This is a genomic window from Micromonospora sp. NPDC000668 (assembly GCF_042897975.1).
GTDB lineage: Bacteria > Actinomycetota > Actinomycetes > Mycobacteriales > Micromonosporaceae > Micromonospora.
Genome location: NZ_JBIAYP010000001.1, coordinates 1,337,978 through 1,351,879, shown reverse-complemented (window position 1 = coordinate 1,351,879; position 13,902 = coordinate 1,337,978). Strand labels below are relative to the sequence as shown.

15 protein-coding genes are annotated in these 13,902 nt (G+C 71.5%); 13 read left to right on the top strand and 2 right to left on the bottom strand.

Features of this window, described 5'->3' with window-relative positions; genetic code table 11:
* Positions 1-19 precede the first annotated feature (19 nt).
* From sufD to ACFY29_RS06230, 9 genes are all read left to right on the top strand, one after another.
* Positions 20-1,162, top strand: coding sequence for a Fe-S cluster assembly protein SufD (gene sufD / locus ACFY29_RS06270; protein ID WP_355612159.1), 1,143 nt, complete (start codon positions 20-22; stop codon positions 1,160-1,162).
* Positions 1,162-1,488 carry a non-heme iron oxygenase ferredoxin subunit gene (locus ACFY29_RS06265; protein ID WP_328418742.1) on the top strand — a complete coding sequence of 109 codons (327 nt, stop codon included), beginning with the start codon at positions 1,162-1,164 and terminating at the stop codon, positions 1,486-1,488. The genes sufD and ACFY29_RS06265 overlap by 1 nt, the downstream gene beginning before the upstream one ends.
* Positions 1,488-2,261 (top strand): Fe-S cluster assembly ATPase SufC, encoded by a 774-nt coding sequence (gene sufC, locus ACFY29_RS06260; protein WP_328418741.1) that lies wholly within the window; start codon positions 1,488-1,490, stop codon positions 2,259-2,261. Before ACFY29_RS06265 ends, sufC begins: the two co-directional genes overlap by 1 nt.
* Before the next feature lie 20 nt (positions 2,262-2,281).
* Positions 2,282-3,586: a cysteine desulfurase gene (locus tag ACFY29_RS06255; protein ID WP_386983846.1), complete on the top strand. Its 1,305-nt coding sequence runs from the start codon at positions 2,282-2,284 to the stop codon at positions 3,584-3,586.
* Complete coding sequence (gene sufU / locus ACFY29_RS06250; RefSeq protein WP_328418739.1) at positions 3,586-4,059, top strand: Fe-S cluster assembly sulfur transfer protein SufU; 474 nt, start codon at positions 3,586-3,588, stop codon at positions 4,057-4,059. Before ACFY29_RS06255 ends, sufU begins: the two co-directional genes overlap by 1 nt.
* Positions 4,056-4,535, top strand: a complete 480-nt coding sequence (locus ACFY29_RS06245) for a metal-sulfur cluster assembly factor (protein ID WP_386983844.1) — start codon at positions 4,056-4,058, stop codon at positions 4,533-4,535. The genes sufU and ACFY29_RS06245 overlap by 4 nt, the downstream gene beginning before the upstream one ends.
* Positions 4,536-4,732: 197 nt before the next feature.
* Positions 4,733-5,341 (top strand): TIGR03086 family metal-binding protein, encoded by a 609-nt coding sequence (locus ACFY29_RS06240; RefSeq protein ID WP_386983842.1) that lies wholly within the window; start codon positions 4,733-4,735, stop codon positions 5,339-5,341.
* Between the two features lie 317 nt (positions 5,342-5,658).
* Entirely contained in the window at positions 5,659-6,291 is a 633-nt protein-coding gene (locus ACFY29_RS06235; protein ID WP_386983840.1) for a LysE family transporter, read from the top strand.
* Positions 6,292-6,343: 52 nt separating this feature from the next.
* Positions 6,344-6,997 carry an acVLRF1 family peptidyl-tRNA hydrolase gene (locus ACFY29_RS06230; protein WP_386983838.1) on the top strand — a complete coding sequence of 218 codons (654 nt, stop codon included), beginning with the start codon at positions 6,344-6,346 and terminating at the stop codon, positions 6,995-6,997.
* A gap of 109 nt (positions 6,998-7,106) precedes the next feature.
* Here the strand turns inward: ACFY29_RS06230 and ACFY29_RS06225 are convergent, their stop codons facing one another.
* Positions 7,107-8,027, bottom strand: coding sequence for a neutral zinc metallopeptidase (locus ACFY29_RS06225; RefSeq protein ID WP_355612176.1), 921 nt, complete (start codon positions 8,025-8,027; stop codon positions 7,107-7,109).
* Between the two features lie 263 nt (positions 8,028-8,290).
* On the opposite strand from ACFY29_RS06225, the gene ACFY29_RS06220 reads away from it, so the two are divergent.
* Entirely contained in the window at positions 8,291-9,895 is a 1,605-nt protein-coding gene (locus ACFY29_RS06220) for an ABC-F family ATP-binding cassette domain-containing protein (RefSeq protein WP_328418733.1), read from the top strand.
* A gap of 45 nt (positions 9,896-9,940) precedes the next feature.
* On the opposite strand, the gene ACFY29_RS06215 is transcribed toward ACFY29_RS06220, so the two are convergent.
* Entirely contained in the window at positions 9,941-10,540 is a 600-nt protein-coding gene (locus tag ACFY29_RS06215; RefSeq protein WP_386983836.1) for a cadmium resistance transporter, read from the bottom strand.
* 219 nt (positions 10,541-10,759) lie between these two features.
* Here ACFY29_RS06215 and ACFY29_RS06210 point away from each other — a divergent pair, with 219 nt between their 5' ends.
* The 3 genes from ACFY29_RS06210 (at position 10,760) to ACFY29_RS06200 (ending at position 13,891) form a co-directional block, all read left to right on the top strand.
* Positions 10,760-10,987: a helix-turn-helix domain-containing protein gene (locus ACFY29_RS06210; protein WP_007462679.1), complete on the top strand. Its 228-nt coding sequence runs from the start codon at positions 10,760-10,762 to the stop codon at positions 10,985-10,987.
* A 46-nt stretch (positions 10,988-11,033) separates the two neighbouring features.
* Positions 11,034-11,801 carry an enoyl-CoA hydratase/isomerase family protein gene (locus ACFY29_RS06205; RefSeq protein ID WP_386984658.1) on the top strand — a complete coding sequence of 256 codons (768 nt, stop codon included), beginning with the start codon at positions 11,034-11,036 and terminating at the stop codon, positions 11,799-11,801.
* A 113-nt stretch (positions 11,802-11,914) separates the two neighbouring features.
* Entirely contained in the window at positions 11,915-13,891 is a 1,977-nt protein-coding gene (locus tag ACFY29_RS06200) for an ABC transporter ATP-binding protein (protein ID WP_328426759.1), read from the top strand.
* Positions 13,892-13,902 lie beyond the last annotated feature (11 nt).

The following is a 13,902-nucleotide window of genomic DNA, read 5'->3' as shown; positions in this document are numbered from 1 at the left end:
AGAACAGACCAAGGAAGAAATGACTACCCAGGCTTCCGCGCCGCCCAGCACCAAGTCGCAGGCGCTGCGCTCGTACGACGTCGCCGACTTCCCGGCCCTCACCGGCCTGGAGGAGGAGTGGCGTTTCACCCCGCTCAAGCGGCTGCGCGGCCTCGCCGGTGAGCCGCAGGGCCCCACCGGCACGGTCCGGCACGAGTACGGCGACCTGCCCGAGGGCGTGGCCGTCGAGCGGATCGGCATGGACGATCCGCGGGTGGGCAGCGTGCTCACCCCGGTCGACCGGATCAGCGCGCTCGCGTACGGCGGTGCCGGCCAGGCGCTGCTGCTCACGGTGGCCAGCGACGTCGTGGTGGGTTCGCCGGTGAGCGTGCGGGTGGTCGGCGACGGTGCCGAGGGTCTGGCCTTCGGGCACACCTTCGTCGAGGTGGGCCGGTTCGCCGAGATGACCCTGGTGCTGGAGCACGTCGGCTCGGCGACCCTGGCCGACAACGTCGAGGTCTCCGTGGCCGACGGGGCGAAGCTGACCCTGGTCACCGTGGCCGACTGGGCGGCCGACGCGGTGCAGGCGCAGCACCTCAAGATCAAGCTGGGTCGGGACGCCCGGGTGACGCACGTCCAGGTCAGCCTCGGTGGTGACCTGGTCCGGCAGTTCACCTCGGTGGAGTACACCGGCCGCGGTGGCGAGGCCGAGCTGTACGGCGTCTACTTCGCCGACTCCGGCCAGCACCTGGAGCACCGGCAGTTGATCGATCACAGCGTGCCGGACTGCCGCAGCTACGTCGGCTACCGGGGCGCTCTGCAGGGCGAGGACGCGCACACCGTCTGGGTGGGCGACGTGCTGATCCGGGCCGAGGCGACCGGCACCGACACGTACGAGATCAACCGGAACCTGCTGCTCACCGACGGCGCGCGGGCGGACTCCGTACCCAATCTGGAGATCGAGACCGGCGAGATCGCCGGCGCCGGCCACGCCAGCGCGACCGGCCGCTTCGACGACGAGCAGTTGTTCTACCTGATGGCCCGGGGCATTCCGGAGGGCGAGGCCCGCCGCCTGGTGGTCCGCGGCTTCTTCGCCGAGCTGATCAACAAGATCCCGGTGGAGCCGCTGCGCGAGCGCCTCGGCGACGCGATCGAGGCCCGGCTGACCAAGGCCGGCGCCTGATGATCCGGATCTGTTCCACCGAGGACGTGCCGAAGGGGACCGCGATCAGCGCGGACGTCGACGGCACCCCGATCGCGCTGGTGCACGGCGAGGACGGCGAGTTCTACGCCGCCTACGACGAGTGCTCGCACGCCTCGGTCGCCCTCTCCGAGGGTGAGGTCGACGGCTGCACGCTCGAGTGCTGGCTGCACGGCTCGCGCTTCGACCTGCGCACCGGGCAGCCCACCGGGCTGCCGGCCACCGAACCCGTACCCGTATACCCCGTCGACGTCCGCGACGGCGACATCTACCTCAGCCTGACGCCGAGTAATGGAGTGACCCGATAATGAGCACCCTGGAGATCCGCGACCTGAAGGTGTCGGTCAAGCTGCCCGAGGGTGAGCTCAAGCCGATCCTGGCCGGTGTCGACCTGACCGTCCGCTCCGGTGAGACCCACGCGATCATGGGCCCGAACGGCTCCGGCAAGTCGACCCTGGCGTACTCGATCGCCGGTCACCCCAAGTACGAGATCACCGGCGGTTCGGTGACCCTCGATGGCGAGGACGTGCTGGCCATGTCCGTCGACGAGCGGGCCCGCGCCGGCCTCTTCCTGGCCATGCAGTACCCGGTCGAGGTGCCCGGCGTCTCGGTGGCGAACTTCCTGCGTACCGCGAAGACCGCCATCGACGGTGAGGCGCCGAAGCTGCGCACCTGGGGCGGCGAGCTGCGCGGCGCCATGGAGCGCCTCCAGATGGACCCGGCGTTCGCCCAGCGCAACGTCAACGAGGGGTTCTCCGGCGGTGAGAAGAAGCGCCACGAGATCGTCCAGCTGGAGCTGCTCAAGCCGAAGATCGCCATCCTCGACGAGACCGACTCCGGCCTCGACGTGGACGCGCTGCGCGTGGTCAGCGAGGGCGTCAACCGGGTCCGCGACAACGGCGACACCGGCATGCTGCTGATCACCCACTACACGCGGATCCTGCGCTACATCAAGCCGGACTTCGTGCACGTCTTCGTGGCCGGCCGGATCGTCGAGCAGGGCGGCCCGGAGCTGGCCGACAAGCTCGAGGCCGAGGGCTACGAGCGGTACGCCGCCGGGGCCGGCACGGCCCGGGCCTGAGCGAGAGAGGCGCTGCCGAGATGACCAGCATCGCGATCCCGTCCGGGATGCCGCAGTACGACGACGTGCCGCGTTTCGACGTGGCCCGGGTGCGCGCCGACTTCCCGATCCTGGACCGGGAGATCAACGGGCACCCGCTGGTCTACCTCGACAGCGCCAACACCTCGCACAAACCCCGGCAGGTGCTCGACGTGCTCGGGGAGCACTACGCCCTGCACAACGCCAACGTGTCGCGCTCGGTGCACACCCTGGGCACCGAGGCCACCGAGGCGTACGAGGGGGCGCGGGCGAAGATCGCCGCGTTCATCAACGCGCCGAGCCCCGACGAGGTGGTGTTCACCAAGAACTCCACCGAGGCGATCAACATCGTGGCGTACGCGTTCTCCAACGCCACGCTGCGTGCGGACGCCGACCCGCGGTTCCGGCTGGGCCCGGGCGACGAGGTGGTGATCTCCGAGATGGAGCACCACTCGAACATCGTCCCGTGGCAGTTGCTCTGCGAGCGGACCGGCGCGACCCTGCGCTGGTTCCCGGTCACCGACGGCGGCCGGCTCGACGAGTCCGGCCTGAACGACCTGGTCAACGAGCGGACGAAGATCGTCTCGCTGGTGCACATGTCGAACATCCTCGGCACGATCAACGCCACCTCCCGGATCACCGCGCGGGTCCGTGAGGTGGGCGCGCTGCTGCTGCTGGACTGCTCGCAGTCGGTGCCGCACCTGCCCATCGACGTGGTCGACCTCGATGCCGACTACATCGCCTTCACCGGGCACAAGATGTGCGGCCCGACCGGTATCGGTGTGCTCTGGGGCCGGGGCGAACTGCTGGCGGCGATGCCGCCGGTGTTCGGCGGCGGCTCGATGATCGAGACGGTCACCATGGCCCGGTCGACGTTCGCCGCGCCGCCGGCCCGGTTCGAGGCGGGCACCCCGCCGATCGCCGAAGCGGTCGCGCTCGGCGCGGCGGTGGACTACCTCACCGGGATCGGAATGCAGGCCATCCAGTGGCACGAGAAGGAGCTGACGGCGTACGCGCTGGAGGCCCTCGACTCGGTGCGTGATCTGCGGATCTTCGGCCCGACCGTGCCGGTGGGCCGGGGCGGCACCATCTCGTTCGCGCTGGGTGACGTGCACCCGCACGACGTGGGTCAGGTGCTCGACTCGCTCGGCGTGCAGGTGCGGGTGGGCCACCACTGTGCCAAGCCGGTGTGCAACCGGTTCGGCGTCCCGGCCACGACCCGGGCCTCGTTTTACCTCTACACCACCACGGAGGAGATCGACGCTCTGGTGGCCGGTCTGGAGCAGGTGCGGAAGGTGTTCGACTGATGCAGCTCGACCAGCTCTACCAGGAGATCATCCTGGACCACTACAAGCACCCGCACGGGCGTGGCCTGCGCGCTGCCGAAGACTCGGGCGACCAGGTCGCGGAGGCGCACCACGTCAACCCGACCTGCGGCGACGAGGTCACCGTCCGGGTGGCCACCGACGGCGCCGTGCTGCACGACATCTCGTACGACGGGATGGGCTGCTCGATCAGCCAGGCCTCGGCGAGCGTGCTGCACGAGTTGCTGCGCGGTCGGGGTGCGGGGGAGGCGTTCGCGGTACACCAGGCGTTCGTCGAGTTGATGTCCGGCCGTGGCCAGGTCACGCCGGATGAGGACGTGCTCGGTGACGGGGTGGCTTTCGCGGGCGTTGCCCGCTACCCCGCTCGGGTCAAGTGTGCGCTGCTGCCGTGGATGGCGTTCAAGGACGCCGCGGCACGCGCCGGGGTGGGCGCGAGCCCGGAGGTGAAGGCATGAGCGAGAACACCGCTACCGCAGCGACGCCGGAGGCCGGTGACGCCACCGCGACGCCGCAGACCGACGCCGTGACGACCGACGCCGCCGCGACGACCGACGCCGTGACGACGCAGGGTGCCGGCGACGCCGCCACCCCGGCGACCGGCGTCAGCAAGGCCATGATCGCCGACATTGAGGAGGCGATGAAGGACGTCGTCGACCCGGAGCTCGGCATCAACGTGGTCGACCTGGGCCTGGTGTACGGGGTGCACGTCGACGACGAGAACGTCGCGACCCTGGACATGACGCTCACCTCGGCGGCCTGCCCGTTGACCGACGTGATCGAGGACCAGGCCCGGCAGGCGCTGACCACCGGCCCCGGCGGCGGTCTGGTCAACGACATCCGGATCAACTGGGTCTGGCTCCCGCCGTGGGGCCCGGACAAGATCACCGACGAGGGTCGGGACCAGCTCCGCTCCCTCGGCTTCAACGTCTGACCCGACTCCGTTCCACCTTCGTCGAGCGCGGCGCCCGTTTGGGTGCCGCGCTCGATGCGTTGTGGAGCAGTGTGAACCAAAAGTGGAACGGATCGTTCCGGTCCGCTAAGTTGATCCCAACACAACGGAGCGGAACATTCCGCTCCGAAAGCGGGCGGACTTGCTCGTTTGACGGGGTCGGCGGAGAGGTCAGGGCGATGAGCGAGATGGCAGCTGGACGGTGGCGGACCGTGCTCGACGAGGCGCACAAGGCGCTCCGGACGGCCGTCGAGGGGGTCCCGGCCGACGCCTGGGATCGGCCCACCCCGTGCAAGCGGTGGACGGTCACCCAGGTGCTTCAGCACGCGACCGGCGACCAGATCGCCTACGTGGCGGCGATCGTCGGCGGGCCGGGGCCGGCAGAGGACCCGTTCGCACCCTCCGGTCGGATCGACGGGGACAAGCTGGTCGGCCTACGCGCCGCCCTCGACGCGTCCGCCCGAGCCTGGGCGGGTGTCGCCGACGACGACCCGCAGGTGCCCACGCCGCTGCCCCAGGGCAAGCTGCCGGCCCAGGTTGGTGCCGTCGCGTGCGCCCTCGACGCGGCAGTGCACGCCTGGGACATCGCGACGGCCACCGACCAGCCGTCCCCGCTCGGCGACGAACTGGCCCGTCCCCTGCTGGTGGTCGCTCGGCAGATCGTCGAGCCGCTGCGGGCCTATGGCGTGTACGACCCGGCGATCGACCCCGGTCCGGAGGCCGACGAGGTCAGCGTCCTGCTCTCCTACCTCGGTCGCCACCCCCACTGGCCCGCCGGAAAGCCCTGATCGGCCTGGCGGCCCAGTCAGCCCCATGATCGTGCTCGATCCCGGAAAGAGTGCCTGCCGCCAGTTGGTGAGCCCACTACTTCCTGGATCGAGCACGATCTCGGGCGTCGATCGGGCGTGGGGCGCGGGGCGTCGGGCGCGCGGGGCGTCGGGCGTGGGGCGTGGGGCGCGGAAATCCGGTGGCGGGGGTGTGGCTTCGGCGCGCAGGATGCGCGTGTGACTGAGGCGTACCCGATGCAGGTCCTTGTTCGTGCGGCGACTGCCGTGCGTCGACAGCGGCCGGTCCGGCGACGAGCCTCGGCCCGACACCGACGTCCGTGAGCGGGGCGTTCCTGGCCGGTCTGGTGGCCGGCTACGGCGTCGCCATTCCCGTCGGCGCGATCGCGATCCTCATCCTGGGCCTGAGTGCTCGTACCTCGTTTCGGGTCGGCGCGGCCGCGGCGCTCGCGGTGGCGACGGCCGACGGGCTCTATGCGGCGGTCGCGGCGCTCGGTGGCGCCGGCCTGGCCGGGGTCATCGCGCCGGTCGCCGGGCCGCTGCGGGTGGTCGCGGCCGTCGTCCTGCTGGGTCTCGCCGCGCATGGCCTGTGGCGGACCTGGTCCGCCCATCGCTCGCGGCAGACCCCGACGGCACCCGTCGGTCGGGGTTTGAGCACTCCCGGGCGGGCCTACGCGGCGTTGCTCGGGCTGACCCTGCTGAATCCGGCGACGGTGCTGTACTTCACCGCGCTGGTGCTCGGTCGTCGGGACACCGCCGACGCGGAGACGGGCGACGCGGCGCTCTTCGTGGCGGGCGTGTTCCTGGCGTCGGCGAGTTGGCAGATGCTCATCGCCGGCGGTGGCACCGTGGTCGGCCGGGCACTGAGCAGCCCGCGCGGGCGGCTGGTCACCGGCCTGGTCTCCAGCGCGCTGATCGCCGCGCTGGCGGTGGTCGCGTTGCTGCCGGGCTGAGCGGTCCCCGCCTGACCGCCCGATCTGCCTCGTCGTGCCGTACCGTCGGGCGGTGACCAGTCGACCCGCAGCCGGGGGAGGCCGGTGGGTGGAGGTCGACCCGGCCCGCGTCGGCCGCTGGGTGGAGGGCTTCGCCGACCGGCACGGCCCGCACACCACCACCGCGCGGGAGTGCGGCCTGCTGCTCACCGCCCCCGACGGGACCACCGCCGAGCTGTACGCCCCGCCCGGGTCGCCGGCCAGCGGCGACGTCGCCGGGTTCGTTGCCGCCGCCGTCGCGCCCCGCCGGATCGGCCTGCTCCTGGCCCGCAAGGGCGCGGTGGCCGTCGGTGTGGCCGAGGGCGCCGACCTCGTCGTCTCCAAGGTGGACACCCGTTACGTGCAGGGGCGCACCGCCGCGGGGGGATGGTCACAGCAGCGGTTCGCCCGGCGGCGCGACAACCAGGCCAAGGCGGCGCTGGGTGATGCGGCGGAGCTGGCCGTACGGCTGCTGTTGCCGGAGGCGGCGGCGCTGACCGCGGTGGTCTGCGGCGGTGACCGGCGGGCGGTGGACTTGGTGCTGGCCGATCGGCGGTTGGCCCCGCTCGTGCCGCTGCGGGCCGAGCGGTTGCTCGACGTGCCGGAGCCTCGACACGCGGTGCTCGTCGCTGCGGTGGCTGCGGCCCGTGCGGTGCGGATCCGGCTGCGCGACCCGGCACCCGACTGACCTCAGCGGTCGACGGTGGTGCTGAGAGAGGGAAGGCCGGGGTTCCTGGCGTGCCCCGGCCCCCCGCCCCCCGCCGGGCGGAGACCTCGTCGGGGGAGGGGAGGGGAGGTCAGAGCTGGTCGGTGCCGAAGGTGTCGCAGGTCTTCGGGTCGCCACGGTCGAAGCCCTGCTGGAACCAGCGCTGCCGCTGCGCGGAGGTGCCGTGGGTGAACTGGTCCGGGTTGACCTGCCCACCGGAGCGCTCCTGGATGCTGTCGTCGCCAATCGCCTCGGCGGCCTGCACAGCCTCGCTGATGTCGGTCGGGGTGATCGACTTGAACAGCGGTTCCTGGCCGGTCTTGTCCTTGCTCTCGGTGGCGTGCTTGGCCCAGGCGCCGGCGTAGCAGTCGGCCTGCAACTCCAGCCGTACGGAGGCGGAGCGGGGGCCGCTCTGGTCGCCCTGGCCGGCCCGCTCGTTGGTGCCGAGCAGGTTCTGGATGTGGTGTCCGTACTCGTGGGCGAGCACGTAGGGCTGGGCGAACTCGCCCTTGGCGCCGAACCGGGACGCCAGCTCGTCGTAGAAGCTCAGGTCGATGTACACCTGCCGGTCGGCCGGGCAGTAGAACGGGCCGACACCCGAGTCGGCCTGCCCGCAGCCGGTGTTCACGGCGGCCTGGAAGAAGTTGGTGTCGGTCGGCTCGTACTTCCCGTTGCCCAGCTCCGGGTACGCCTGCTGCCAGTAGGCCTGGATGCTGTTGACGAAGAGCAGGTTGCGGCAGCGGGCGTCGTCGAAGCGCTGGGGGTTGTCGCGCGAGCACAGCTGCTCCAGGTCAGTGCCGCCGGCCTGCCCGCCCTCGTCGCCGTTGGTCATCGCGTTCAGGCCGAACCCGCCGCCCAGCAGGGCGACCAGCACGGCCACCACGATGCCGATCAGCCCGCCGCGACCACCGCCGCCGGGCAGCGGAATGCCGAGTCCACCGCCTGCCCCGCCGCCTCGGCCCCGGTCGTTGACCTGGGAGGTGTCGAGTTCGGCCCGCTCGTTGAGTTCCATGCTGACCCCGATCGCCGTATGTCCGTCAGTGTCGTTTCGATGTCGCCGTGTCGCCTCAATGCCGGACCGGGTCCGGACAACCGTTCCGGTACCCGATGATCTTGAGTGGTAATCGCGGCGGGGCCGCCCGGGAGCGCCCGGTACACTTGTCAGGTGCTGCGCTGCGAAGGCTGAACCGCCCCGCGCCGCCGGGCCACTGGGCCCGCCGGCCGTTTCGCGTGCCCCGAGTCAGCCTTCCACTCCCCGAGAGCGAGCCCGAAGAAATGATCACTGCCACCGGCCTGGAACTCCGTGCCGGCTCACGGATCCTGCTGTCCGACACCACCCTGCGGGTGCAGCCCGGTGACCGGATCGGTCTCGTCGGCCGCAACGGTGCCGGCAAGACCACCACGCTGAAGGTGCTCGCCGGTGAGGGGCAGCCGTACGCCGGGCAGATCGACCAGCGCAGCGCCATCGGCTACCTGCCGCAGGACCCGCGTACCGGCGACCTGCAGGCGACCGGCCGCGACCGGGTGCTCTCCGCCCGCGGCCTGGACGTGCTGATGGCCCAGATGCAGCAGCTCGAGGCCCAGCTCGCCGAGGACACCGACGAGAAACTGGTCCGTCGCTACGGCGCGTTGGAGGACCAGTTCGCCGCCCTGGGCGGGTACGCCGCCGAGGCCGAGGCCGCCCGGATCTGCGCCAACCTCGGCCTACCGGACCGCGCGCTCGCACAGACCATCGGCACCCTCTCCGGCGGTCAGCGCCGGCGCATCGAGCTGGCCCGGATCCTGTTCCGCGACGCCGGCGAGAACGGCGGCGGCATCCTGCTGCTCGACGAGCCGACCAACCACCTCGACGCCGACTCGATCACCTGGCTGCGCGGCTTCCTCGCCAACCACAAGGGCGGTCTGATCGTGATCTCCCACGACGGCGCACTGCTGGAGTCGGTGGTCAACAAGGTCTGGTTCCTGGACGCCACCCGGTCCGTGGTCGACGTGTACAACCTGGGCTGGAAGGCGTACCTGGAGGCGCGCGAGACCGACGAGCGGCGCCGCCGCCGGGAGCGGGCCAACGCGGAGAAGAAGGCCGGCGCGTTGATGGCGCAGGCCGACAAGATGCGGGCCAAGGCCACCAAGACCGTCGCCGCGCAGAACATGGCCCGCCGGGCCGAGAAGCTGATCTCCGGCCTGGAGGAGGTGCGGGTCTCCGACCGGGTGGCCAAGGTGCGCTTCCCCAACCCCGCGCCGTGCGGCAAGACCCCGCTGACCGCGACCGGCCTGTCCAAGTCGTACGGCTCGCTGGAGATCTTCACCGACGTCAACGTGGCGGTGGACCGCGGTTCCCGAGTGGCCATCCTCGGGCTCAACGGCGCCGGCAAGACGACGCTGCTGCGGATGCTTGGCGGGCTGCTCACGCCGGACACCGGCGAGGTGCACGCCGGGCACGGGCTGCGGCTGGGCTACTACGCCCAGGAGCACGAGACGCTGGACGTGCAGCGGACGGTGCTGGAGAACATGCGCGCCGCCGCCGTAGAGCAGTCCGACACCGACCTGCGCAAGATTCTCGGCGCGTTCCTCTTCTCCGGCGACGACGTGAACAAGCCGGCGGGGGTGCTCTCTGGCGGCGAGAAGACCCGGCTGGCCCTGTCGACCCTGGTCTGTTCCGGTGCCAACGTGCTGCTGCTCGACGAGCCGACGAACAACCTCGACCCGGTCAGCCGGGAGCAGGTGCTCGACGCGATCGCCAACTACCCGGGCGCGATCGTGCTGGTCACCCACGACCCGGGGGCGGTGCTGGCGCTCAAGCCGGACCGGGCCATCCTGCTGCCCGACGGCGACGAGGACGCCTGGAGCGACGACCTGCTCGAGCTGGTCGAGCTGGCCTGACCGCCCCGGTCGACGTGCCCTGCGGGCGGTCCGACCGGGCCGTTCTCAGCCGAGCTGGTCGACCAGCCGGCCGAGTACGCCGGAGCTGACCAGGATCACCAAGCCGATGCCGACGAAGAGCGCCGGCACCAGCCAGTGGCCCGCGCGCTCGACCAGCCGGACCACCCTCCGGTGCCCGCCCAGCCAGGCTCCGACGGCGCACCACACCGCGATGAGCAGCACGAAGACCAGCAGGAAGACCGCGCTGTCGGCGGGGCCGAGGGCCCGGAACACGGGTACGTAGACGGCCACGTTGTCGGCGCCGTTCGCGATCGTCACCCCGGCCACCCCGAGCGTGGAGGCCACCACGGCGGGTGCCTCGTCGTCGTCGCGCCGCACGAGGGCGCGGATCCCGAGCGCGATCGGCAGCAGCCCGAGCAGCCCGGTCCACGGGTCGGGCACCACCAGCAGGCCGGCGGCGACCACCGCGCTGGCCACCGCCAGCGTCCCGATGCCGAGGTACTGCCCGGCGACGATCTGCCAGGGCCGCGGTCGGCCGGTGCGGCGGGCGGTGACGAAGAACAGGGTCAGGATGACGATGTCGTCGATGTCGGTGGCGGCGAAGACCACGGCCGCCCCGGCCGCCGTGCCCAACAGGTCGATCACGACCGCAGGGTACGGGGCGTCGACGGGCGCTGCCGAGCGGCGGCGGTGGTACGCCCGGCCGGTGTGACGGGGCCGGTTGCCAGCATCACGCTATCGGGAAGCTGACATTGCATAGCGTGTCGGTTGGCGAAGAGTTGATATCTGGCGCATGATCGTCCGAGGCGGTCTAATAGGTGGGACCGTATCCGAACCGCACAGTCTGGGACGTGAGGACACAGCATGGCAGCCACTGGCACAGCCACCAGCACTGAGAAGGGTCGCCGGATCGTCGGAGCCGAGCGTCAGACGCTCGCCAAGGACCTGGTAAAGCGGTACACCTCGGGGGAGAGCATCCGCGCCCTGGCGGCCTCGACGGGCCGTTCCTACGGGTTCATCCACCGAGTGCTCACCGAGTCCGGGGTGCAACTGCGCCAGCGTGGCGGCGCCCGGCGCCGCAAGAAGGCGTGACCTGCCCCCCAGCGTCGTCGACCAGCGCCGCACCCCGGGCCGCCCGGTGACCGCCGAGGCGACCGGGGTCCGGCTGAGCTGCGACGGGCCGGTTGCCACGGTGACGTTGTGCCGGCCCGACGTGCTCAATGCCCAGACGCCCGCCATGTGGCGCGCGATGAGCGACTTCTCCCGCGACCTGCCCGGCGACGTTCGGGTGGTGGTGGTCCGGGGTGAGGGGCGCGCGTTCTCCGCCGGCCTCGACCTCGCGGTGGCCGGCGCTTCCGGCCCGGGGTCCTTCGCCGAGCTGGCCACGCTGCCCGAGCAGGACTGCGCGGACCACATCGCCGAGTTCCAGGCTGCCTTCAGCTGGCTGCACCGGCCGGATGTCATCTCCGTGGCGGCCGTGCAGGGCCACGCGATCGGCGCTGGTTTCCAGCTCGCGCTCGCCTGTGATCTGCGGGTCCTGGCCGCCGACGCGAAGCTGTCGATGGCCGAGGTGACCCTTGGCCTGGTGCCCGACCTGGCCGGCACCAAGCGCCTCGTCGAGCTTGTGGGCTATGCCCGGGCGCTGGAGATCTGCGCGACCGGCCGTCGGCTGGACGCCGCCGAGGCGGACCGGATCGGGCTGGCCAACCTGGTCGTACCACCCGCCGAGTTGGACGGTGCGGTCCGTGACCTGACCGCCGGCCTGCTCGCCGGTGCCCGCGACGCGGTGGTGGAGATCAAGGCGTTGATCGCCGGCGCGTCCGGGCGGTCGCATGCCGACCAGCAGCGCGCCGAGCGGGAGGCGCAGACCCGCCGGCTGCGTGACCTCGCTGGCCGGGGAGAATAGTAAGGACCATTCGGGAAGATCCGGGTTACGACCGAGGTTGTCAGAGTCGTCGGGAGAATTGACCTGACGGTGCGGTCTGCCCGACAACCCGGAGGTGCGCGGTGTCCAACCCGATGTCCGGCGGTGGCATGGCGGGGTGGAGCATGCTCCGGTCGATGCGCAACCGCGACGAGGTCTCCACCCACCGGCTGAAGCACGGGGTGGCCCGGCGGATCGTGGCCTTCGCCCACCCCTACCGGCGCGACATCGGCGTCTTCCTGGCCACCGTGGTGCTGGCCGCCATCATCGGCGTGGCCACCCCGGTGCTCGCCGGTGACGTGATCAACGCGATCAACCGGGGCGGCACCGAGGCTGGCCGGCTGGTGATCCGGCTGGCCCTGTTCATCGCCGGCCTGGCGGTCGCCGACGCGCTGCTCTCACTGGCCCAGCGGTGGTATTCGGCCCGCATCGGCGAGGGCATCATCCTCAACCTGCGCACCCGGGTCTACGACCACGTGCAGCGGATGCCGTTGCAGTTCTTCACCCGCACCCAGACCGGCGCGCTGGTCAGCCGGCTCAACAACGACGTGCTCGGCGCCCAGCGGGCGTTCACCTCCACCCTGTCCGGCGTGGTCAGCAACGTCATCCAACTGGTGCTCACCGCCGCGGTGATGTTCACCCTCTCCTGGCAGATCACCGCGCTCTCGCTGGTGCTGCTGCCGATCTTCATCATCCCGGCCCGCCGCGTCGGCCGCCGGCTGGCCGACATCACCCGTGAGTCGTACAACCTCGACGCCAAGATGAACGCGACCATGACCGAGCGGTTCGGGGTGGCCGGCGCGCTGCTGGTGAAGCTCTTCGGCCAGCCCGAGATCGAGGCCAGCCGGTTCGCCGGCCGGGCCGAGCGGGTACGGGACATCGGCATCCAGTCCGCCATGTACTCGCGCACCTTCTTCGTGGCGATGCTGCTGGTCGCCTCGCTGGCCCAGGCCCTCACCTACGGTCTCGGCGGCTGGCTCGCGGTGACCGGCGGCGTGACGGCGGGCACGGTGGTGACCCTCGCGCTGTTGCTCACCCGCCTGTACGGCCCGCTCACCGCGCTCTCCAACGTCCGGGTGGACGTGATGAGCGCGCTGGTCTCCTTCGACCGGGTCTTCGAGGTGCTCGACCTCAAGCCGGGCATCGTGGAGAAGCCTGACGCGGTGCCGGTGCCCCGGGGCACCGGGCGGGTCGACTTCCGGGACGTGCGGTTCCGCTACCCGAGCGCCGCCGAGATCTCCCTCGCCTCGCTGGAAGAGGTCGCCACGCTCGATCGGACCGTCAACGAGCCGGTGCTCAAGGGTGTCTCGTTCAGCGTCGAGCCGGGCCAGATGGTCGCCTTGGTCGGCCCGTCCGGTGCCGGCAAGTCGACGCTGTCCATGCTGATCTCCCGGATCTACGACGTCACCGACGGGCAGGTGCTGGTCGGCGGGGTGGACGTGCGCGACGCGACGCTTGCCTCCCTGCGCGACGAGATCGGCGTGGTCACCCAGGATTCGCACCTGTTCCACGAGACGATCGCCGAGAACCTGCGCTACGCCAAGCCGGACGCGACCGACGACGAGATCTGGGCCGCGCTGGCCGGCGCTCAGGTCGCCGACCTGGTCCGGTCGCTGCCCGACGGGTTGGACACCACGGTGGGGGAGCGCGGCTACCGGTTCTCCGGCGGCGAGAAGCAGCGCATCGCCATCGCCCGGCTGCTGCTCAAGGCCCCGTCGATCGTGATCCTCGACGAGGCGACCGCGCACCTCGACTCGGAGAGTGAGGCGGCGGTGCAGCGGGCGCTGTCGGTGGCGCTGGCCGGGCGGACGGCGCTGGTGATCGCGCACCGGCTCTCCACGGTCCGCGACGCCGACCAGATCCTGGTCCTGGACGGCGGGCGGATCGTCGAGCGGGGGCGGCACGACGAGTTGGTGGCGGTCGGCGGGCTCTACGCCGAGCTGTACCGGACCCAGTTCGCGGTCGCCGACTCGCCCACCCCGTACGTGGACGCGACCGGCCCCGAGCCGGTGGTCATGCCGCTGGGCACCTACATCGCCGACGAGGCGTTGCCACCGGCCGCCGCCAACTGACCCACCCGCCG